A 21166-nucleotide genomic window follows, 5' to 3' on the forward strand; every position below is an offset into this window, starting at 1 on the left:
CATCATGCGAAAAATAAAGCCAACCAAAGCGATTATCATCGCAGTCAGTATTGCCGTAATTGCAGCCCTTGCCTGGTATTTTCTGAAGCCGGAACCTGAACAGCCGCAATATATTACCGCTGAGGTCACACGCGGCAATATTGAAGATTCGGTACTGGCAACAGGTATCCTGGAAGCGACCCAAATGGTTAATGTCGGGGCCCAGGTTTCTGGTCAGGTCAAAAAAATGAATGTGAAACTGGGAGATCAGGTAAAGCAAGGCCAGCTGATTGCACAGATTGATTCGATTCGTCAAGAAAATGAAGTTAAGACCGCTGAGGCGAATATCAAAAACCAGCAGGCGCAGCTGGCGGTCAGACAGGCCAATCTGGCTAAAGTTGAAGCTGAGTACCAGCGCCAGCGGAACATGTACGCACAGGATGCTACCTCACGTGCTGAATATGAATCTGCTCTCGCCAGTTATCGTACTGCTCAGGCAGAAATTGCAGCAATTAATGCCCAGATTGAACAGTCGCGTTTAACCTTAGCTACCGCGCGTGAAGATTTAGGCTATACCCGCATTGTAGCACCAATGGATGGTACTGTCGTTGCGATCGTGACTGAAGAAGGTCAGACCGTAAACGCAAACCAGAGTGCACCTACCATTGTTAAGCTGGCAAAACTCGACAATATGACTATCAAGGCTGAAATTTCTGAAGCTGATGTAATGAAAGTAGAGCCTGGCCAAAAAGTCTATTTTACGACACTAGGTGATAGTGAAACTAAACACTATGCCAGCCTGCGTCAGGTTGAGCCTGCGCCAACCTCAATCAATTCAGAAACTACCAATAATACTTCAAGCTCATCCAGTACTGCGGTGTACTATAACGCACTATTTGATGTGCCCAATGAAGATGGCAAGCTGCGTATTGATATGACTGCACAGGTCTACATTATTCTGGCAGAAGCCAATAACGTGTTAACTGTACCGGCTTCTGCCCTTACAACTGCCAACCGTCCACAACGTACACGTGGTGAAGGCAGTAGCGCAGCAGGCGGTGATAAACGCCCAGATAGAAATACTGATAATAAATCTGCAAACTCGAACCGCCCGCAACGTCTTAACCTGACTGCCGAGCAGCGTCAACTGGTGGCACAAGGTAAAGCCAAACTCTCGAGTGTCAGGGTATTACAAGCTGATGGTAGTAGCCGTCCACAACAGGTACTGGTGGGTCTGAATAACCGAGTCACTGCAGAAATTATTGCAGGGCTCAAACAGGGTGATCAGGTCATCATTGCAGATGGTTCCGATAACTCGAATGAAAATGCCAAACGCAGTAACCGTGGCGGCCCAATGAGAATGTAAGCATGAGTCAGAATCAGCAGCAACCTTTACTGGAGGTCAGCCAGCTCACTCGTGAATTTCCGGCGGGTGAAGGCACTGTCCAGATTCTTAAAGGCATTGATCTAAAAATTTATCCAGGTGAACTGGTGGCTATTATTGGTCAGTCCGGTTCCGGCAAGTCGACCTTGATGAATATTCTGGGATGTCTGGACAAGCCCACCCAGGGTAGTTACAAGGTCAATGGTAAAGAAACCCGCAAACTGGAACCAGATGAGCTGGCTCAGTTGCGCCGTGAGTATTTTGGCTTTATTTTTCAGCGCTACCATCTGCTGGGTGATTTGAGTGCAGCAGGGAATGTAGAAGTTCCAGCAATTTATGCAGGTGCAGACAGCACTGAACGGCATGAACGTGCACAGAAGTTACTGACAGATCTAGGCTTAGGAGATAAGACCCAAAACCGTCCAAGCCAGTTATCTGGCGGACAGCAGCAGCGTGTTTCAATTGCCCGTGCACTTATGAATGGCGGTGATGTCATCTTGGCTGACGAACCAACTGGCGCGCTGGATAAGCATAGCGGTGTAGAAGTAATGCGCATTTTGCGTGAACTGAATGCCAAAGGCCATACGATTATTCTGGTAACACACGATATTAATGTTGCCAAAAATGCTACACGAATTATCGAAATCAGTGATGGACAGATTATTGATGACCGGCAAAACATACCGGAATATCAGGAAAATGAAGCAGCGCTAGAACCAGTACAAACCTTAGTAAAAGAACCGCAAGCAAAAATTTCATCTTGGCGCTCGGCCTTGGACCGTTTAGGTGAAGCATTCCGTATGGCCTTACTGGCCATGAATGCGCACCGGATGCGGACCTTTCTGACTATGCTGGGTATTATTATCGGGATTGCTTCGGTAGTGTCAGTGGTAGCACTCGGTAATGGTTCACAAAAACAGATTTTAGAAAATATCAGCAGTCTGGGTACCAACACTATTACCATCTATCAGGGTCGTGGATTTGGCGATAATTCGCGCTCTTCTCAGGTAAAAACCCTGATTCCGGCTGATGCCGACGCATTGGCAGATCAGCCTTATGTCCAGGGGGTTTCTCCGACAGTCAATAACAGTGTCACTGGCCGTTTTAAGGATACTGAGGCTTCGATTACTGTAAATGGAGTCAGTGATCAGTTCTTTGATGTGCGCGGTTTAAATTTCACTGCAGGGCAGGCATTTGATAAATTTGCTATTAATGAACGCTCACAGGATGTGGTCATTGATAGTAATACTCAAAAGACCCTGTTTGCAGATGGTTCCGATCCGATTGGACAGGTCATTCTGCTCGGAAGCGTACCAAGTCGAGTGATTGGTGTAGTCGAAGCCAATGCTGGTATGTTTGGTTCCGACAGTTTGAATGTATATCTGCCCTACTCTACTGTAATGAGCCGGATGCTGGGTCAGTCCAATGTGCGCAGTATTATTGTACGGGTAAAAGATGAATATTCCAGTTCGGCTGCTGAAAATGCCATTCTGTCTTTGCTGGAACAGCGTCATGGTGCTCAGGACGTTTATAGTCAGAACTCGGATAGCATCCGCGAAACCATTGAGAATACAACCAAAACCATGACCCTGCTGGTGTCTGCAATTGCAGTAATCTCTCTGGTCGTGGGCGGAATAGGGGTTATGAATATTATGCTGGTTTCAGTCACCGAACGTACCCAGGAAATCGGGGTACGGATGGCGGTAGGAGCACGCCAGAGTGATATTCTGCAACAGTTCCTGATTGAAGCCATACTGGTCTGTATTCTGGGCGGGATTCTGGGCGTTTTGCTTTCCCTCGGTTTAGGCCAGCTGGTTACCAAGCTCTCTAACGGGTCTTTCCAGATGGCTTACTCCACCACCTCCATGATTGCAGCCTTTGTCTGCTCCAGCATGATTGGTATTGTATTTGGATTTTTACCGGCACGTAATGCTGCACAGCTTGATCCTGTTGCCGCCCTTTCAAGAGAATAAGGAGAATTTCATGTCTTTGCAGTTGACTAAACTTGCTGCCGCACTTTTTCTGACAAGTTCTCTGGTCGGCTGTGCGGCAATGGTAAAAACACCATATGAGCAGCCAAATATACAAATTCCGGGCAGCTTTCAGAACAGCCCGGTAAATGGCAAGCAAATTCATGCCGATGTTTATGCAGATCAATGGTGGACACTGTTTGGAGACCAGCAGTTAAACACTCTGGTAAATCAGGTTTTAGCCAGCAACACAGATTTAGCTGTCGCGGGACTAACTCTACGTCAGGCACGTTTACGTGCCGAGCTGGCACGTAATGCCGAGTTACCCCGGGTAAATGCGGGTGTCTCGACAGGACATCGGATTGATCTGAATTCAGGTGATGACCAGTCGCAGGGGGTATCCCTCAGCAGTGGAGTGAGTTATGAAGTGGATCTGTTTGGTCGCTTAGACCGACAGACTGAAGCTGCACGCTGGGAAGCCGCAGCAACGGCTGAGGATTTACAGGCTACTGCCCAAAGCCTGATTGGTAACACAGCAAATCTTTACTGGCAGTTAGGCTATCTGAATGAGCGCCTGGTTGTACAAAACCAAAACCTGCAAAGTTCACAAAAGCTTTTAGATCTGGTCCGGGTACAATACCGTGCAGGTGCTGTGTCTGGACTGGAAGTAGCCCAAGCAGAACAGGCTGTACAAAGTCAGCGGGCCAGTTTGAGCCAGTTACAACAACAGCTGGTGGAGACACGCACTGCACTCGCTATACTTCTACAGATTCCGGTACAGCAGTTAAATATTCAGGAACCGCAGCGCTTACCTGTCATTCGCCTGCCTGTTATTGGCGCGGGTCTACCTGCAGAAATTTTAGCGCGTCGCCCAGATTTACGTGCTGCCGAGTTACGTTTACGTCAGGCATTGGCAACCAAAGATGCAACTCGAGCCAGCTATTATCCCTCAATCAGCCTGACTGGAAATCTGGGTTCAACCAGTACTTCCCTGACCCAGCTTTTACAAAATCCTGCGCTAACGCTGGGAGCGAATTTAAGCCTGCCTTTTTTGCAGTGGAATGATATGAAGCGTGATTTAGCTATCAGTGAACTGGATTATGAAAAAAGTATCTTGAACTATCGACAGACTCTTTATCAAGCTTTCGCTGATGTAGAAAATGCACTCTCAGCCCGGACTGAACTGGATAAACAGGTTCGCTATCAGGAACAGAATCTGGCTTTGGCGGAACGGACTGAACGTTTATATGAGGTACGTTATCGCAATGGTGCTGTGGCTTTAAGCAACTATCTGGATGCTCAAGAAACTACTCGTAATGCTCGTATTGCCTTGGTTCAGGCTAAACAGAACCAATATAATGCTTATGTTACCTTAATGCAGGCTTTAGGCGGCAGTCCCATTCAACAGCTTCCTTGAACAGAGAAAAATTTTAAAAAAGCTCATTGTTGGGCTTTTTTACTGCTTAATACCTGTCGTTTTGAATTTCGTTAATAATCAGTTTTTAATTTCTCAAGTATTTATATATTATTCAGTATTTAAACTTAGCCATAAATTTTTATTTCATCAGCCCATTGGATTCTAGTAAAACTTACTTTTATAAACACCCTTAAGAACTTAAGACTAGACCTTTTTAGATTTAATGAAAATAGGACTATAAAAATAAAAACGGCCTGTAATGGCCGTTTTTAAGTAAATATCTTTTATTCAGTTTCTAGTAAAGCCTGGCTCATGCCAACTGTATTAAAACCGGAATCAACATACAGGATTTCGCCAGTGATACCAGATGCCCATGGAGAACACAGGAATAAAGCCGCATTTCCGACTTCTTCAATAGTGACATTACGGCGTAATGGCGCAACACGTTCATTAGCATCTAGCATTTTACGGAAAGATTTAATTCCGGAAGCTGCCAGTGTACGGATTGGACCGGCAGAAATGGCATTGACACGAATACCTTCAGGACCCATGCTTGATGCCAAGTAACGAACACCAGCCTCTAATGAAGCTTTAGCCATACCCATGACATTATAATTAGGCATCACGCGCTCTGAACCCTGGTAGGTTAGCGTGAGTACACAGCCCTGACGTGCTTGCAGTAAAGGCTTGGCAGCACGTGCCATGGCAATCAAGCTGTAAGCACTAATGTCATGTGCAATACCGAAACCTTCACGGTCTGTAACCTCGGTAAAATCGCCATCGAGTGTATGTGCCGGAGCAAAGCCAATTGAATGCACTAAACCATCCAGACCATCCCAGTGCTTTGCCAGCTCGGTAAAGGCTGTTTCGATTTCAGCATCATTCGCCACATCACAAGGAAATACCAGTTGAGAACCGAACTGTTCAGCAAAATCATCCACACGTTTTTTTAATTTTTCATTCGGATAGGTAAAAGCCAGCTCAGCCCCTTCACGATGCAGTGCCTGTGCAATACCAAATGCAATCGATAACTTACTCGCAATACCCGCAATTAAGAAGCGTTTACCTGCCAATAATCCTTGTGCCATGGGATTCTCACTTTAAATAATTTGTCTGCATAATGCCAAGTCTTGAATAATTGTGAAATTGCATAAAGCACCTTTTTTCGTATTTTTTCTTTTTATAAAAAATTGCCTCAATACATGAGGCAATTTTTGCAAATTTTATAGAGAAGATCAGTCATTCGATAACAGACCGATCAAACGCAGGAATGATATATACATCCAGACTAGAGTAGCCAGCAAGGCAATACCACACAGCCATTCCATGGATTTTGGTGCACCTTGGGCTGCGGCTGTCTCAATCAGGTCAAAATCCAGAATCAGGTTTAATGAAGCAATGACTGCAACAAATACGGCGAAACCAATACCTAGCCAGTTACTCTCAAACAGGTAAGGAATGGCCGAGCCAAAGGCAAACTGCATGATGAGCTGAATGACGAAGACAATACACAGCGCCAAGGTTGCAGACATCACCACTGCTTTAAATTTTTCAGTCGCACGGATAATCTGCATACGGTACAGGGCAAACATGACCAGTGTAGTCACAAAGGTAGCCAGTAAGGCCTGAAGTGGTGCGCCTGGGTATTTCAGTTGAAATACAAAAGAAATACCACCCAAGAAAGCACCTTCAAATAAAGCATAAGGAACGGCCAGTGTGGGAGCAGTATTAGGCTTAAACGTTGTCACCAATGCCAGAATCAGCCCCCCGAACATACCGACCAAGGCTGCTGAATAGGCCAGGTTGGCATTGGCAGTCATAGCGCAGTAAAAGAACAGCGCAATACCGACTACAGCAGATACAACAGTCAGCATCACTGATTTTTGAATTGCGCCCCGGATGGTCATAGGTCGGTTGAAATCACTATAGGTTTCAACCCGGGTTAATACAGGGTTATTACTTTGCATAATTGAACTCAACATTTATTGTAATTTAGGGATAATCAAATTTTAAACCGAATTTCTTTTGTGCCGATGAAGAGCTTGCTTCTTTTTGTTAATTTAAGCTATTTCATTATAAATAGATTTATCTTTTATTAAAGTTGTCAAAATAAGCACTTGAATTACTTATCTCTATTTAATACTCATAAAAACTACTGGTCTCTGAGTTTATACATAGTTATTGAACTGGAACCAGCTGATAGTAACCAGAGGATAGCACCCAGCGGTAACCTTTTGGTGGAGCAGGTAATTTCGGCTCACTCCCCTCATCAATAACATATTGGCTTCCCTGATACTGAATTGGAAATTGACTATTCAAGATTACCTGTCGCTGATTACTATATTCATAGTGTCTAGGTAGCTCATAACGGTACTCAATATAAGGCCCTCTCTGCTGTGGATAAGAATATTGAGGATAAGGCCGATGCGGACCTGTGCCCCATTGTGGAGGTCTTTGATGAGGCGGACGGTACTGTGGCGGAGGCAATGGCTTGGCAGGGCGCTCTACACCGCGATAATTTCCCCAGCGGTTACTGCTGTCAGCAAAAACAGATGATGCCATTCCCAAACACAGGCTACCAAGGACAGCTAGACGCAATAGGTTATGCATGACAGTACTCCAGATCTATATTTCTATCTTAGCCCTAAAATATGAATAAAAAATAAACATTTTTTAAGTATTTTATTCTCCAAACTGAAAGAACTAGCTGAAATCGGGTAAAAGCAAAAATATGCTAAGATGCATTTTTGTTTTGCTATGGGAAACAGGTCTGTGTCTGACTTAAGCTTTGAACGGCTCTATCAATTTTTCAGTAGGGTTCCATGTGTACAGGAACAGCGAATTGCGGCACATGGAAATGATGGTGAACATACCTGGTGGTTCAAATTTTACATCGATATTGAACACCCGCTAGCTTGGCAAACCGTACAGGAACTGGGCCATATTTTGAATTATCTATCGACCAATGAACGCCTGCCCACACAGTTTTTACCCGTTTCACCTCCACCTTATATGAATGGAGCAGCCAAGGATTTTCTCGCTTGGGTAATTCAATGTAATCATGTAGATTTTCCGCCTGATGTGGTTTGCGACTGGCTAGAAGCCCGCTTGCCGAATCCGGTGGATGATGAAAGTCAGTGGCATATTAAAACTGACCTGAGTGAACTGGAGAATTTGACACCTGCCGAACTTGATCAGTTGATCCCGCCCACTCACTGATTATTTTATCGGGCACGAGATTATATAAACCTCCTGCCCTTTTTAGAATATTCTAAAAAGTGGATATACCACTCCACTCCATAAAACGATATGCCCAGTATTTTAATTTTGAGTGATCAGCATATTGAGAATAAGGCACGCTCATAGACCGTCCATTCAGGTTAGACCAAGCTGTATCAAAATAGCTTTGAGCATCAACAAAAACCTGTGCTTGCGGATGACCAACTACTCTTAAATCTGTTTCCAGATTATAGTTTTTCAAATTTCTTGCAGTAAAGTTAGCAGAGCCGGCAATTATTTCACTTTGATTCTCACCACGTTTCAACAGTATTTTGCTATGACATTGCTCGCCTTGGGTATTACACCAGCGTAAAGGAATCCCCACCTGATGCAGCTCCATTGCTACTTGACGGTTAGGTATACCATTTTTCTGGCGGCCAAAAGCATCTTTATTCGGATCAAGTAGTATCCGCAATTTTACCCTCCGCTCATGGGCAGCAATTAATGCCTTAATAATATGCCGTTCCGAAAGGTAGAACATGGCCAGATCAATCTGTTCATTAGCCTTGGCAGAATTGATTAAATCCAGAGCTTTCCGGTAAATTGCTTCTTCTGTAAGAACTTGAACCTGAGGATAATTTGAATCCTCTTCAAACTCACCGACTACTACAACTGGCGCTTCTCCTTGAGACATTCCGGCTACAGCCTGCTCAGTTTTCAGCACATCCATAGCAGTATTGCCTGTTACGACCAGTCCAATGTTGGAGTGACGTGAACTGCCATCATGCGGATTGGCTGAAGTAACCAGTGCTTTCCAGCCAGCTTCAGTGTCAACCACCAGTGTTTTACGATGATTAGCTTTAAAATTAATGAGATGCAAATAGCTGCGTAAAGTTACCTTTTCCTGCCCGAACGGGTTGGGAAGCCAGCCTTTCTCTGGATTATTCCCTAATCCCTGACAACAGATATACCAGAAACCTGACCATAATGGATTAGAAGCCCGCAATGGTGTTAAGTCGGTTTCTATAACCTCAATACCACTTTTACGCAATTGTCGGTAATGTTCAGGCGCAATTCCCCCATAGACTGAATTTATCGGGTCAGTAATCACGGTAATATCAATACCCGGAATTTGTCGGCGCTTACTGATCAGCGCATTGGTGAGTTCTTGGGTGAGAGGACGGTGCGTAGTCTTGGCGGCACCAATTTCGGGATTATATAAAAACATATCCAGCACAATGGTCGTGCGGGCTTCCTGAATCAGTTTCAGCATTTCATTGAATATCTGCTGGTCCGCCTGCTGCCGTCCCTGAATATCGATATAGGTTTCATCGGCAAGAAACTTGATATTGGCATGGCGCAACCGGCCTTCGAAGTCTAGTCCTTCTGGTAAAGGTTTATAAGTATGATAAATGGCTGAAGCGAAGTACCCTACAGCCATCAAGGCTATAATCGTAGCGATATAACGGCGGCCTGACCAGTTCAGTTTATGATGAATTCGATGAAAGATACGCATATGATAAAACCTAACCCAATCGGTTCAGGCTAGGTTTTATCAGCTGATTTTTCAAGAGCTTTTTCGTGAGCCATTTTTATTTAAATAGCTCAAGCCTTTTATCTAAAAATTAAAATCCAGCCCGACAGTAAAGTTACGGCCAACCTGTGGAATATTTGAAAGGAAAGAAGCGTGGTTATAAACCGTTTCATCCAGCAGATTATTGGCTTTCACATAGATGCGGTAATCGGTTTTATCTGTCGCTCGTGCCGAATAGGCCAAGCCCAGATTGACCATGTTATAGCCTTCTGTTTCAGTTTCATACGCAGCAATTTTGTCTTGGGTAAAGACATGGTAATACTCAGCCATACCAGAGAAACCATCACCAAAGTCCGCATCAAGCTTGCTACCTAGACGTCCGCCCGGAATCCGTGGTGCATTACCTTCTGTTTCAATCTTGCCACGAACATAATCACCAAACAGACTGGCTTTATAGCGTGGCGACAGCTGATAGGATACTTCACCTTCAGCACCATAAAAACGTGCTTTATCTTGTGTATATTCAACCAGGCGGAAGTTTTCGAAGCGGTCCAGTGTCTGAGCATAAATATAGTCATCAAACCAGTTATGGTAAGCATGAACATGATAATTCAGCTTGTCGCCCTCATAATGAAAACCCAGTTCGATGTTATTTGATTTTTCTGTGTCCAGATTCTCATTACCGATTTCATAGGTATTAGTAGCCAAATGCTTGCCTTTGGCATAAAGTTCCTGAGCCAGAGGTAAACGCTCCTGATGCGAGGCAACCAGTGACAGTTTATAATCAGGCAAGAATTCCCAGTTAGCAGCGCCCGAATAAGAAAAGGCATGATCATCATAATTTTTTTGTGGTGAATCAATCTCAATCTTTTGCTGATCAAAACGTGCTGCCAGCTCAAAATGTACATCATTCCACTGGGTGTGTTCTAAAGCAAACAGGCTCCACTTATCTGTTGTGGTTGGCCCGGCAAATAAAGATTCTTCACCGGTAATATCCAGCTTCTGACGACCAAATTGCGTCCCGATGACGCCTTCCCATGCTGCGACCGGCTGATGCACCAGTTCCAGACGCGCATCATAACCCATACTTTTAAATGTGGTAGCGGCTTCACCCTCTTCAATTTCATCATGTTTATAGTCGGTATAGCTGGCTTGAGCACGTAATTTTTTAAATCCTGCAAAAGGATCATCCAGCTCGGTTCTAAAATCATAACGCTCAGATTTTAAATCAACCCAAGGACCGGCATGATCATGATCCTCTTCATGACTGTGCTCGTGTTNNTCACAGCTTTCATATTCATGACTATGTCCAGGTAAACCATACTGGTCCTGGCGGTTCGTATAGGAAAGGCCGGTAAACCCGCGATCATGAATCCAGGAAAGTCCGACGCTGGCTGTATCGGATTGTGCGAAGGTATTATCAACCCTGCGTTCTTTTACCAGATGGCTGTGGTCGCCATGACTATGCTCATGATAATAGTCTGGCGCAATATAATTGTTGGCATCACGTTTTAGCCCTTCAACCCGAAGTGCCACCTGTTCTCCCAAAGCCAATGTCACACCTGCTGTTCCAAGCTTCTCATCATTACCACTGTTGTAACGCAGCCCTGCACGGCCTTCATAACCATTATCAGGTATGCGTGTCGGAATTTTACTATCTGTAACATTAACCAGCCCTCCCACTGTACCGGCACCATACAGCAAGGTAGATGGCCCACGCACGATCTCTACCTGCTTGGCAAGCGCAGGGTCAACCATAACAGCATGATCAGGCGACAAGGTTGAAACATCCATAGTTTCTGAGGCATTTTGCAGTACCTTCACTCGTGCTCCCTCCTGACCGCGAATTACAGGGCGGCTAGCACCGGGCCCGAACTGGTTGGAATATACCCCCGCCTGATCACTTAAAGCTTCACCAATTGTTGTACCGCCCTGGACCAGTTGCTCTTTTTCAATAATATTATCTGCCGCCGCGTAATCTACAGCGCTTTGTACCAGCAGATGAGCTGTTACCTGTATTGTTTCCAGCTGCTGAACAGAGCTATTTTCTTCAGCAAAAATTACCGGAGAAACCACCGCCATAATCGATAAAGTTAGAAAGTTCTTAGAAAACTGCATCTTGTTGACTCAAGTGTACTTTTAATAGGATGTTATGTTATAACATTTCATTATTTTTGCAATAAAAAACATTCTAATAAAAAGTTTTAAGTAAACTGTAGTTCATTATTTTTAGTCTTTATCAGTTTTCATGCCTTTTACGCTCTCTCATGCAGTTTTGGCGCCACCACTAGCAAAACTTAGTGGTAACCGCCTGCCTCTGGCTGCATTAGCCATTGGCTGCATGGTACCTGACCTGATCCGTTTATTTGTTGCAGATGCTGCGGGTTATACTCACCAGTGGGCCTCAATACCGCATCCTAATTTATGGATTGGCCTAGCTTTCACACTGGTTTGGTATCTGATTTACCGGCCTGCGTTATACCGTTTTTTAGGTATCCATAAACCTCTAAATATTCATACCCCTTTGCAAGCTCTTATTTTTTTAATAAGCTGTAGTATTGCCATTTTACTGGGCACAGCAACGCATATCCTTTGGGACGGGCTAACTCATGTAGACAGTAGGACTTTTGCATTTCATAATTTTTTAAGCCAAAACATTGTCTTATTAGGCAGTAGCTATCCTCTACATATGGTGCTACAGATTGGTACTTCAATATTGGCATTACCTGTTCTGTTTTGGTTTTCCTGGCGTTATTACCTGCATTATCGGCAGCACTTGAAAGTGTCTTCTAAAATTAAAAATTATTTTTGGATATTATTTGGTTTGGCATTCCTAGCTGGTGCATGGTCTGTTTATGACTACCTGAGCTATTTCAAGCCAGAGTTAATCTCATCTGAGCTTTATTTTTTTACCGGTAAATCTATTAACGAGTTCAGTCAGGCCTCACTGGCTATTTTCAGCTTAGGATGTATCCTGTTTTTAATTTTAGATCGGCAACATCTTATGGATTAGTCATATTTTTTCTCTTAAATATTACTAATCTGACCAGAACCGATCCAAGATATTTCTCTTGCAAGCTATAAGCACAATTTATCAGGGTTTTTTGATCTAGTTCTTGTGACAGAATCTTCTAAGAGGCATAATCTCCCATTACCTTAAGGCGGTACGCTGTTTACGTATACGCTTTCACTAACCCATATAGTTGGATTTTAGACGCTATGATGCGAACTCATTACTGCGGTTCTTTAACCGAAGCTCAAATTGACCAAACCGTAACTCTGTGTGGCTGGGTACACCGTCGCCGTGACCACGGTGGTGTGATCTTCCTTGATATGCGAGACCGCGACGGTCTAGTTCAAGTGGTTATTGACCCAGATACACCTGAAGCGTTTGCAACAGCGGACAAAGCTCGTTCTGAATATGTATTGAAAATTACTGGTCGTGTACGTCGCCGCTATGCGGGTACAGAAAATGCCAATATGATCAGTGGCCAGATTGAAGTATTAGGTAAAGAAATTGAAGTTTTGGCTCAGTCTGAAACACCTCCATTCCCGTTGAATGATGAAAATACGAATATCTCTGAAGAAATTCGTTTGAAATACCGTTTCTTGGACATTCGCCGTCCGGAAATGCTGGACCGTTTACGTTTCCGTTCTAAAGTTACCAATCTGATCCGTAATTATCTTGATGAGAATGGCTTTCTTGATGTTGAAACTCCAATTTTAACTCGTGCAACGCCTGAAGGTGCACGTGATTACCTGGTACCAAGCCGTGTTTCAAATGGCAGCTTCTATGCCTTGCCACAATCTCCACAGCTATTCAAACAGTTATTGATGGTGGGCGGTATTGACCGTTACTACCAAATCGCAAAATGTTTCCGTGATGAAGACTTGCGTGCAGACCGCCAGCCTGAATTTACTCAAATCGATATTGAAACATCGTTCATGAGTGACGATGACATCATGGATTTGATGGAAGGTATGACTGTTAAGATGTTCGACGAACTTCTGGGCATTAAATTCGACAAATTCCAGCGTATGCCGTATAGCGAGGCAATGCGTGACTACGCGTCTGATAAACCAGACTTGCGTATTTCCTTGAAACTCGTTGACGTTGCAGATTTAATGCAAGACGTTGAGTTCAAGGTATTCGCAGGTCCTGCAAAAGATCCGAAAGGCCGTATTGTCGCACTTCGCGTCCCAGGCGCAGGCTCACTTCCACGTAGCGCAATTGATGAATATACCAAGTTTGTTGGCATCTACGGTGCAAAAGGCTTGGCTTATATCAAGGTCAATGAACTTGAAAAAGGTATTGAAGGCCTTCAATCTCCAATCGTAAAATTCATTGAGCCAATCGTGCTGGATCTGTTGAAACGTGTTGGTGCTGAAAATGGCGACATCGTATTCTTCGGTGCAGATAAAGCGAAAGTCGTTAATGATGCAATGGGTGCACTTCGGGTGAAAATTGGTCATGACTTGAATCTTGCGACATGCGAGTGGGCTCCGCTTTGGGTGGTTGATTTCCCAATGTTCGAAGAAACAGATGATGGCAAATGGACTTCTGTTCACCATCCATTCACGCTGCCTAAATCAAGCGTTGAGGAAGTGAAGAACAATCCAGGTGAAGCATTATCTGTTGCTTATGATATGGTATTGAACGGTACTGAAATCGGTGGCGGTTCACTTCGTATTTATACTTTAGAAATGCAAAAAGCAATCTTCGAAGCACTTGGTATTAATGAAGAAGAAGCAGAAGAGAAATTCAGCTTCCTGCTCAATGCCCTTCGTTATGGAGCTCCTCCACATGGCGGTTTGGCATTTGGTCTGGATCGTCTGGTCATGCTGATGACTGGTGCATCTTCAATTCGTGATGTGATTGCGTTCCCTAAAACTAAAACTGCCGAATGTCCACTGACTCAGGCACCTGCGCCGGTTGAGGCAAATCAACTACGTGATTTAGGTATCCGTTTACGTGAAAAACCAAAAGCTGAATCTCAAGAATAATATCTTGAAGATTTAAATAAGCCCCGCGACTTGCGGGGCTTTTTCTTGGATTGTGAACATACCTGAGCAATGGCATAATAAAGGCCATTCAAATTNNGAGGTTATTGCTCATGGCTATGCGTCCTGAAGTCCGTCGTCGTGCAATTGTGATTATTGTATTTTCATTTGTGCAGTGGCTTTTCATGCGTTATATCTTGGCCAATGATTTATGGTCTCTTGATACTAATCAGCGAATTCTTTATTTCTGTGTCAGCAGTTTAGGTGGCGCTCTTCTAATCTTTGTTTCACTGATTTATATGGTATTGAAAGGAAATTCGGATAAATAACTTTATTTATCTATTGGGGTCGTTATGGGCTTACGAAAATCTACAAGAAAATTATTCCGTTTTTTATTATTCAATTTAAGATTTTATAAAAATGTAAGATATAAAAATTTAGATTCAGAAAATTTTGCAGATCCTATTATTTTAAATCCTATAGATAATCATCAAGTTGATATTCCTAAAATAATATGGATGTACTGGGATTCAGAAGTACCCAAGCTGGTTAATAATTGTTTCAGACAAGTACAGCAGTTAAATCCTGAGTATCAGATTTATATATTAAATTCAGATCTTATCTCTGATTTCTGCGATCTGGACTTTTCTATATATGAAAACTTAACCCCACAGCAACGATCTGACCTATTAAGATTTTATCTTCTTTATCATTACGGCGGTATTTGGCTGGATGCCAGTGTGATTACCTATACAAATCTTGATTGGATAATTGATTACTGTATAGAGAATAAGACCTCTACTTTTGCTTATTATAGAGCAGCAAACGTTACTGTAAAAGAGTATCCTGTTATAGAAAACTGGCTTCTAGCATCAGAGAAGGGCAATATTTTTTTTAAACACTGGCTAGATGAGTTATCTTATGCCTTACAGTTGGGAGTTAGAAACTATATTGCAGAGATAAAAAATACAAGAAAAAACTATTCAGATTATTTCCAAAATATAGGATTATTAGAATATTTAGTTGCTTATGTAGCTTGTCAAAAAGTGTTACGTGAGACACCTGTTAGTATTTCTCTTATTAACTGTGATAAGAATGCATTTCTATACCAAAATATAGATTTAAAATGTAATATCTATTTTATTGAATCTTTAGTTTTAAAATACAGGCCAGAACGAATGCCTCATTTAATTAAATTAATTGGTTCAGATCGAAATCTATTAACACCCTATGTACTTAAAAATAAATTTAAAAATAATTCTTTCTTAGATTTCTGAAATTAAGAGGCAGTTAAACCGACTACCTCCTGTCCATTTCTAAAATTTATTTATTAAGAGGATATTTTTTATAGAATAGTTTAGACAAATTATAGTTCATAGATTCACCGTAGCGGCTTTTAGGTAAATCAGATGATTTTGCCCGCTCACCTTCAATTGTACTTAATTGAGTATTTTGCTCTCCAACATTAATTATAGGATGATCAATTAAATATGTCATTAAGATATTAGATTGATTATTAAAATCGTATAAATAACTCCAATCATCTGCTTTTCTAATTGGCTGATGGTAATTAATAAGATTTTCTGCCATTTCACGATCAACTATATACGCGACTGCATAATTTACCCGATTATAAAAATGAGGATGGACTTTCAATACTTCTCTTTCTAAAAACTTATCACTTCTCAATATTCCTCTAACTTTTAAACTTTCTTTCATTTGTATTCCCCCTAAACTAAATAATGTATTTTTAGGCAGATTTAATTTTTTAAGTTCTGTTTCTAACTTTTTTAAATCTAGATCATTTGGCAAAATAGCATCATCTTCAAGAATTAATGTGAACTGTTGATCCGTTTCCAGGAATTTTTTTAGAGCCAGAAGATGAGATAAGGTACAACCTAATTCTGCTGGGGTTAAAGGTTTAGCCCGTCCTTTTACTGCTTTTTCAAAATACTCTTTTGCTGATAGCTCTCCCCCTTTAACTCCTACTCTAGTTATAGGTAATTGCCCTTGCTCAAAAAAGTTTTGGGCAAGAAACTTATTCAAACGAGGTGAGTTCTCATTTTCAATACTGACAATATAAATATTCATTAATAAAACCCCTTTAACAGCAAATCAGATATCTAATGTAAAATAGAGCTAATATAGCTTTATTATTTTCTTGTATTGTCATGATTCGTTCAATTCAAAAAAAATGGTACAAGTACCAACAAGCAAAAAAAGCAAAAACTTTTGACTCCCATTGGTATATGCGTTTTGGCTGGTTAGAACAACCTTTTACTACACTTGAGCAATTAGATTCACTCTTTGAGATCCATTCCCCTAGAAAGTTTACATTTGCAGATAGCTTTCATGCTTATGAAAATGGCCGCCATTTCATTTTTTTTGAAGAAGTCGATGATCAGCATCCGGTAGGCTTTCTTTCGGTTTTAGAAGTCTTTAAGGATGGCACTTACACACCACCTGAAAGCATATTAAAACTCGATTATCATCTCTCCTATCCTTGCGTATTTAAAATAGATCACACTTGGTACATGATCCCAGAGTCTTCTGCCAATAAAACTATTGAGCTTTGGAAATGTACTGAGTTTCCGCTGAAATGGGAAAAACATTCGAACCTTATTGAAAATATTGAAGCAGTCGACAGTACCCCTTTTTATCATGAGGGCTTATGGTATCTTTTTACCTCAACGCGTCGTGATTGCAAGAAGTTTGGTGACCGTTTAGACCTGTTCTTTACCGAGAATATTTTAAATCCTAACTGGCAAGAGCACCCAATGAATCCGGTATGTCGTGGCAGTCAGCAGTTCCGTATGGCAGGCAAACCTTTTATTTATAAAGGGCAACTGGTTCGACCAAGCCAAGATTCTTTAAAACGTTATGGCGGCAATATCGAATTAAAGGCCATTATTCAACTTAGCCCGACAGCTTATGAAGAAAAATTACTAGAAGTGGTTTTACCCGAATGGAATCAGGCAGATGATGGTTGCCATACCATTAATGTCGAAGATAACTTCATGGTACTGGATGCCATCCGCCTGACGCCAAAAAATAATTAAGTTTTTAGCAGAGCTTTATAAATATTAAGCGTCTGCTCTGCCATGGCTGGTACAGTCAATTCAGCCTTGGCTTTTGCATATAAAGGGCCAAAGTCACTTTGCGCCTCAGGTCGAAGTGCACATTGAATCGCTTTTGCTAAACCTTGGGCATCTCCAATTTGTGCCAAATATTGTTCTGGCAGCCACTCAATTACACCATTTACTTTAGTTGAAGCCATCGCTTTATCGGCCTGTAAAGCTTCGACCATAACAAGTGGAAAACCTTCACGATCTGATGACAAAACCACGATATCTGCTAGTTGCACCAGATCTCGAGCATCGGTTCTCAATCCCAGAAAAGCGACCCGATTTTGCATGTTCAATACGCTGACTTGTTTTTCTAAACTTGCTCGAAGTGAGCCATCGCCAACAATCCATAAATTGGCATTGATCTGTTGCATCGACTCAATCAATAAACTGATATTTTTTACTGGTTCTAAACGCCCAATACACATAACAACTTTTTTGCTTGTATCTAGCTTAGCAAAATCTTTTTGAATCGATTGGAGTAACTTTTCTTTATTTTCAACTGTAAGTACGGGTTGAGGATATACACCGTTATAAACCACGTGTGCTTTAGACTCAGGAATACCTTTCGTGAGCGCTTGGCTTACTGCAATAACCGCATCACCAGCTAAATAAGCAGATTTATTCTTTTTAGTACCATGAACAGTCGTTACAAACTTTGGGCCAGATAAAAATGGCTTAATACGGGCAATCAGTTCAGCCGCTTTTCCTGCTTGTGCATGAACAATGGGGGGTTGGATTTGTTGAATTAGATTTTTAAGTTGCCAAAGTAAAAAAATATTCCAACGGCTACGTGCAAAATCGACAGCATGAAAATGTACTTGTTGGCTAAACTTGTCTACATAGCAAGGATGTGCAATCACATGTACTTCATGATTTAAAGCAAGCTCATTAACAAGATTAAAAGTGTGCTGCTCTAATCCACCAACTCCACCACTTGTTGCCAATACCTGAACAATTTTCATAGCTTGCCTACTTATTTTTATCTTTATTCATGGTCTGTTCAAACAGTTTGGCTTCTTTTAGAAATGCATAAAATGCGTTAATCATACTATTTACGAAACCACGCCAACCATTTAAGCAACTACGGCGAATAAAATAAGACTTCATAAAAGTCATAGGCATCACTAAAACCAATTTAGCAACGCTTGGAGACTTTCCTTTTTGGTATTTCTCTAATGCTTTTAAGTTGGAATATTGGTTATTTTTTTCGACCTTAACGAAAATACTCGACTCACCATAATGATAAATGTCGTGTTGGGCACGCTGAGATTGACCATCTACAACTACATTTTCATGAACTTTATTAGCAAGGTCATAATGCCCCTTGGACTTGCGGAAAAAACGCACCTTTGCATGTTTTTTAGTATGTTTACTGTTGGGAACACCTAAGAACACATCATTAATTGGTGTGATTAATGCATCAAACTTGTTTTGCTGAATGGTCTCAACAATCTCTTGTTTTAATTCCTTAGATAAGACTTCGTCGCCATCTAGGTTAAGCACCCAATCATTTCTGCATTTAGCTAAAGCTAAACTCTTTTGCCCGGCATAACCCTGCCAGTCTTGGTGAGAAATCTGCGTATTCTCAAAACGCTGAGCAATTTCATAAGTATTATCAGTACTGCCCGAGTCTAAAATAATAACTTCATCAAACTCACTGACACTTTGCAAAGTTCGCTCTAACCAAGCACCACAGTTTAAAGTGACGATATAGACACTACATGGAATTTTATTCATAACTTATAACGTCCTTTAGCAAGGGCGATACGCATCTGTAAAGCATTCATGGCACCATGCGTGCTGACACGTGGAATATTAAATTGGTTATTTGCTTCATACGCTTCGATTTTTTTACGAGTCGATACTGCGTTTTTAAAGCCAATCTCTTGAGCCATTTTCTGGTGTTTTTCGTTAAATCGACCAAATGGATAAGCAAAACTCGGGCACTTGCCAACTAATGCTTCAACATCACGCTTAGACTGAAGCATCTCGTCATAAGCAGTTTGATCATCAAGTTTAAGTAAGTTCACATGATGCTGGGTATGCGCACCAAACTCAATCAAACCAGAATTCGCCATTTCATGAATTTGCTCATGAGTCAGCTTTTCGATACCTTCAATTTGAGTTGCCAAATAAATAGTTGCTTTCGCGTTATATTTTTTAAGTAATGGATAAGCATAAAGATAATTATCCATAAACCCATCATCGAAACTTAAAGCCACCACATTTTTTTGATGACGATATTGTTCAAGCTCAGAGACAAAACAAAAAATAGCTTTTTTACGCGTCAACAACTGTAAGAGTTGCTCAAACTTTTCAGGAGGCATGTTCATGCCAGAGGCTGCATCTTTAGGGGTAACCTGATGTAGCATCACAATGCGTGGTAATTTGTTCGAACGGAACGGAAGCCAGAATGTATAATTACCCAGCATATATAACAATGCAGCAAGTACTAATAGGCCTACCGCAACATACAAAAACCACATCATGCATAAACCTCATGTGACCATTCATAATCTTCTGAAAGGGGCTGCTTAAATGTCACTTCAACCATAAATTGGGTGATACGTTTAGCATTGAAAGAATTGCGGGTCTTCTGCCATCCCTCTTTCGCTATTTTTTCAGCCTGCTCAGGATTTTGATCAAAGAATTGGATTTTCTTGGCCAAGTCAAACTGGTCATCAAAGTAAACCACTTCCTGCTCGGTGTAGAGTTTATCAAAACCTGGAATTCTTGGGCTAAAGGTGAGTAAACCATTACCTGTCAGCTGCACAATACGGTCAGAGCTATATAAAGTGACATCATTACGGCGTGAATAATTCAGTCCCATTTTAGTTTCAGACAGAACCTTATAATACGCTTTGCCATAAACACCTTGCTGTGCAAAACAACTATAGTATTGATAGTTGACCCGAGCCTGCTGTAATGCATCAGCTAAGTCTTTTAAAAACTTTTCACGCTCGGGCTCTTTATAAACCACACCGCAAAAAATAAAAGTTTTGTCAGTTTTAGAATTTGAAAACTGTTGCAGCGTTTCTACATTATGATGGCCAATATTTGGCATATAGGCTACGCTTAAATGGGGTTGCTTTAACTTTTGAAGATATTCGCCACCCGTCGTACAAAAAATAGCATCAAGATAGGGTGAAAATAATTTTACAAAGTCGAGTTTGCTTTCAAGATAAAGTGGATCGACATACCAAAATGCGATTTTAGTATTTGGATAAGATTCTTTAATTTGTCTTAAAACTTCTGGACTCATCAAGTCACTATGTCCAACCAAAACTAAATCAGGTTCAATATTATTAACAACTTTTAGGACTTCTTTATTAGCCCAATTAGCCCCCAGTTTTTTTGTCTTAAAAATCGTCCCCATTCGGGCCATATCCCGAAAACTGAAATCATAAACGAAATGGCCATTTTCAATTAATCCAGCCGAAATCTTGCGATCAGTACAATAAAAGTGCGCACCCTGTTTATTAAAACCAAAATTTGCAATATGCAATATTTTCATTTATTTACTCAGATATAAAA

General features: G+C 41.6%; 19 protein-coding genes. 9 read left to right on the top strand and 10 right to left on the bottom strand.

Going from position 1 to position 21166, the window contains the following annotated elements; all coding sequences use genetic code 11:
- Nucleotides 1-4 precede the first annotated feature (4 nt).
- Genes B3R63_RS10940 through B3R63_RS10950 form a run of 3 tightly spaced genes read left to right on the top strand, consistent with a single transcriptional unit; the run spans nucleotide 5 to nucleotide 4750 of the window.
- The gene (locus B3R63_RS10940; protein WP_151838676.1) at nucleotides 5-1345 is read left to right on the top strand and encodes a MacA family efflux pump subunit; all 1341 of its coding nucleotides are present in this window, start codon (nucleotides 5-7) and stop codon (nucleotides 1343-1345) included.
- Between the two features lie 2 nt (nucleotides 1346-1347).
- On the top strand, nucleotides 1348-3336 hold the full coding sequence (locus B3R63_RS10945) for a MacB family efflux pump subunit (RefSeq protein ID WP_005405801.1): 1989 nt from the start codon (nucleotides 1348-1350) through the stop codon (nucleotides 3334-3336).
- 10 nt (nucleotides 3337-3346) lie between these two features.
- Nucleotides 3347-4750: an efflux transporter outer membrane subunit gene (locus tag B3R63_RS10950; RefSeq protein ID WP_075040842.1), complete on the top strand. Its 1404-nt coding sequence runs from the start codon at nucleotides 3347-3349 to the stop codon at nucleotides 4748-4750.
- A gap of 284 nt (nucleotides 4751-5034) precedes the next feature.
- Here the strand turns inward: B3R63_RS10950 and B3R63_RS10955 are convergent, their stop codons facing one another.
- From B3R63_RS10955 to B3R63_RS10965, 3 genes are all read right to left on the bottom strand, one after another.
- The gene (locus B3R63_RS10955; RefSeq protein WP_005016413.1) at nucleotides 5035-5838 is read right to left on the bottom strand and encodes an enoyl-ACP reductase FabI; all 804 of its coding nucleotides are present in this window, start codon (nucleotides 5836-5838) and stop codon (nucleotides 5035-5037) included.
- A 147-nt stretch (nucleotides 5839-5985) separates the two neighbouring features.
- Nucleotides 5986-6717 carry a Bax inhibitor-1/YccA family protein gene (locus B3R63_RS10960; protein WP_005023419.1) on the bottom strand — a complete coding sequence of 244 codons (732 nt, stop codon included), beginning with the start codon at nucleotides 6715-6717 and terminating at the stop codon, nucleotides 5986-5988.
- A 211-nt stretch (nucleotides 6718-6928) separates the two neighbouring features.
- Nucleotides 6929-7360 carry an RcnB family protein gene (locus B3R63_RS10965; RefSeq protein ID WP_151838677.1) on the bottom strand — a complete coding sequence of 144 codons (432 nt, stop codon included), beginning with the start codon at nucleotides 7358-7360 and terminating at the stop codon, nucleotides 6929-6931.
- A gap of 162 nt (nucleotides 7361-7522) precedes the next feature.
- On the opposite strand from B3R63_RS10965, the gene B3R63_RS10970 reads away from it, so the two are divergent.
- A complete protein-coding gene (locus tag B3R63_RS10970; protein WP_151838678.1) occupies nucleotides 7523-7969 on the top strand; it encodes a hypothetical protein in 447 nt (148 codons plus the stop codon).
- A 52-nt stretch (nucleotides 7970-8021) separates the two neighbouring features.
- Here the strand turns inward: B3R63_RS10970 and B3R63_RS10975 are convergent, their stop codons facing one another.
- Together B3R63_RS10975 and znuD are read right to left on the bottom strand one after the other, a co-directional pair.
- Nucleotides 8022-9485, bottom strand: a complete 1464-nt coding sequence (locus B3R63_RS10975) for a phospholipase D family protein (RefSeq protein ID WP_151838679.1) — start codon at nucleotides 9483-9485, stop codon at nucleotides 8022-8024.
- A 102-nt stretch (nucleotides 9486-9587) separates the two neighbouring features.
- Nucleotides 9588-11621 carry a zinc piracy TonB-dependent receptor ZnuD gene (gene znuD, locus B3R63_RS10980; RefSeq protein WP_286731107.1) on the bottom strand — a complete coding sequence of 678 codons (2034 nt, stop codon included), beginning with the start codon at nucleotides 11619-11621 and terminating at the stop codon, nucleotides 9588-9590.
- Between the two features lie 130 nt (nucleotides 11622-11751).
- Between znuD and B3R63_RS10985 the strand changes: the two genes are divergently transcribed.
- The 4 genes from B3R63_RS10985 (at nucleotide 11752) to B3R63_RS11000 (ending at nucleotide 15781) form a co-directional block, all read left to right on the top strand.
- Nucleotides 11752-12516: a DUF4184 family protein gene (locus B3R63_RS10985; RefSeq protein ID WP_151838681.1), complete on the top strand. Its 765-nt coding sequence runs from the start codon at nucleotides 11752-11754 to the stop codon at nucleotides 12514-12516.
- 206 nt (nucleotides 12517-12722) lie between these two features.
- A complete protein-coding gene (gene aspS, locus B3R63_RS10990; protein ID WP_151838682.1) occupies nucleotides 12723-14507 on the top strand; it encodes an aspartate--tRNA ligase in 1785 nt (594 codons plus the stop codon).
- A 110-nt stretch (nucleotides 14508-14617) separates the two neighbouring features.
- The gene (locus B3R63_RS10995; RefSeq protein ID WP_005405695.1) at nucleotides 14618-14833 is read left to right on the top strand and encodes a hypothetical protein; all 216 of its coding nucleotides are present in this window, start codon (nucleotides 14618-14620) and stop codon (nucleotides 14831-14833) included.
- Nucleotides 14834-14857: 24 nt separating this feature from the next.
- Entirely contained in the window at nucleotides 14858-15781 is a 924-nt protein-coding gene (locus tag B3R63_RS11000) for a glycosyltransferase family 32 protein (RefSeq protein WP_005405780.1), read from the top strand.
- Between the two features lie 46 nt (nucleotides 15782-15827).
- Here B3R63_RS11000 and B3R63_RS11005 read toward each other — a convergent pair whose 3' ends face one another.
- Nucleotides 15828-16595, bottom strand: coding sequence for a glycosyltransferase family 25 protein (locus tag B3R63_RS11005; RefSeq protein ID WP_005405920.1), 768 nt, complete (start codon nucleotides 16593-16595; stop codon nucleotides 15828-15830).
- 80 nt (nucleotides 16596-16675) lie between these two features.
- On the opposite strand from B3R63_RS11005, the gene ghy reads away from it, so the two are divergent.
- Nucleotides 16676-17563 (top strand): glycosyl hydrolase Ghy, encoded by an 888-nt coding sequence (ghy, locus tag B3R63_RS11010; protein WP_005405890.1) that lies wholly within the window; start codon nucleotides 16676-16678, stop codon nucleotides 17561-17563.
- On the opposite strand, the gene B3R63_RS11015 is transcribed toward ghy, so the two are convergent.
- From B3R63_RS11015 to B3R63_RS11030, 4 genes are read right to left on the bottom strand one after another with little or no spacing between them, the layout of a single operon-like run.
- Nucleotides 17560-18594, bottom strand: a complete 1035-nt coding sequence (locus B3R63_RS11015; RefSeq protein WP_005405881.1) for a glycosyltransferase — start codon at nucleotides 18592-18594, stop codon at nucleotides 17560-17562. The two genes, ghy and B3R63_RS11015, sit on opposite strands and share 4 nt — an antisense overlap.
- Nucleotides 18595-18601: 7 nt before the next feature.
- A complete protein-coding gene (locus tag B3R63_RS11020; protein ID WP_005405882.1) occupies nucleotides 18602-19369 on the bottom strand; it encodes a glycosyltransferase family 2 protein in 768 nt (255 codons plus the stop codon).
- Entirely contained in the window at nucleotides 19366-20121 is a 756-nt protein-coding gene (locus B3R63_RS11025) for a polysaccharide deacetylase family protein (RefSeq protein ID WP_034675117.1), read from the bottom strand. Before B3R63_RS11025 ends, B3R63_RS11020 begins: the two co-directional genes overlap by 4 nt.
- Complete coding sequence (locus tag B3R63_RS11030; protein WP_075040838.1) at nucleotides 20118-21146, bottom strand: glycosyltransferase; 1029 nt, start codon at nucleotides 21144-21146, stop codon at nucleotides 20118-20120. The genes B3R63_RS11025 and B3R63_RS11030 overlap by 4 nt, the downstream gene beginning before the upstream one ends.
- Nucleotides 21147-21166 lie beyond the last annotated feature (20 nt).

This window comes from Acinetobacter sp. UBA1297 (genome assembly GCF_002307755.1).
GTDB classification, from domain to species: Bacteria; Pseudomonadota; Gammaproteobacteria; order Pseudomonadales; family Moraxellaceae; genus Acinetobacter; species Acinetobacter radioresistens.

What these genes read in the sequence shown, in the direction of transcription:
- B3R63_RS10945 (WP_005405801.1), top strand. Translation starts at nt 1,348, where the DNA reads ATGAGTCAGAATCAGCAGCAACCTTTACTGGAGGTCAGCCAGCTCACT.
- B3R63_RS11005 (WP_005405920.1), bottom strand. Translation starts at nt 16,595, where the DNA reads ATGAATATTTATATTGTCAGTATTGAAAATGAGAACTCACCTCGTTTG.
- B3R63_RS10950 (WP_075040842.1), top strand. Translation starts at nt 3,347, where the DNA reads ATGTCTTTGCAGTTGACTAAACTTGCTGCCGCACTTTTTCTGACAAGT.
- B3R63_RS10995 (WP_005405695.1), top strand. Translation starts at nt 14,618, where the DNA reads ATGGCTATGCGTCCTGAAGTCCGTCGTCGTGCAATTGTGATTATTGTA.
- B3R63_RS10975 (WP_151838679.1), bottom strand. Translation starts at nt 9,485, where the DNA reads ATGCGTATCTTTCATCGAATTCATCATAAACTGAACTGGTCAGGCCGC.
- B3R63_RS10965 (WP_151838677.1), bottom strand. Translation starts at nt 7,360, where the DNA reads ATGCATAACCTATTGCGTCTAGCTGTCCTTGGTAGCCTGTGTTTGGGA.
- B3R63_RS10940 (WP_151838676.1), top strand. Translation starts at nt 5, where the DNA reads ATGCGAAAAATAAAGCCAACCAAAGCGATTATCATCGCAGTCAGTATT.
- B3R63_RS11000 (WP_005405780.1), top strand. Translation starts at nt 14,858, where the DNA reads ATGGGCTTACGAAAATCTACAAGAAAATTATTCCGTTTTTTATTATTC.
- B3R63_RS11015 (WP_005405881.1), bottom strand. Translation starts at nt 18,594, where the DNA reads ATGAAAATTGTTCAGGTATTGGCAACAAGTGGTGGAGTTGGTGGATTA.
- B3R63_RS11020 (WP_005405882.1), bottom strand. Translation starts at nt 19,369, where the DNA reads ATGAATAAAATTCCATGTAGTGTCTATATCGTCACTTTAAACTGTGGT.
- B3R63_RS11030 (WP_075040838.1), bottom strand. Translation starts at nt 21,146, where the DNA reads ATGAAAATATTGCATATTGCAAATTTTGGTTTTAATAAACAGGGTGCG.
- B3R63_RS10955 (WP_005016413.1), bottom strand. Translation starts at nt 5,838, where the DNA reads ATGGCACAAGGATTATTGGCAGGTAAACGCTTCTTAATTGCGGGTATT.
- B3R63_RS11025 (WP_034675117.1), bottom strand. Translation starts at nt 20,121, where the DNA reads ATGATGTGGTTTTTGTATGTTGCGGTAGGCCTATTAGTACTTGCTGCA.
- B3R63_RS10985 (WP_151838681.1), top strand. Translation starts at nt 11,752, where the DNA reads ATGCCTTTTACGCTCTCTCATGCAGTTTTGGCGCCACCACTAGCAAAA.
- ghy (WP_005405890.1), top strand. Translation starts at nt 16,676, where the DNA reads ATGATTCGTTCAATTCAAAAAAAATGGTACAAGTACCAACAAGCAAAA.
- aspS (WP_151838682.1), top strand. Translation starts at nt 12,723, where the DNA reads ATGATGCGAACTCATTACTGCGGTTCTTTAACCGAAGCTCAAATTGAC.
- B3R63_RS10960 (WP_005023419.1), bottom strand. Translation starts at nt 6,717, where the DNA reads ATGCAAAGTAATAACCCTGTATTAACCCGGGTTGAAACCTATAGTGAT.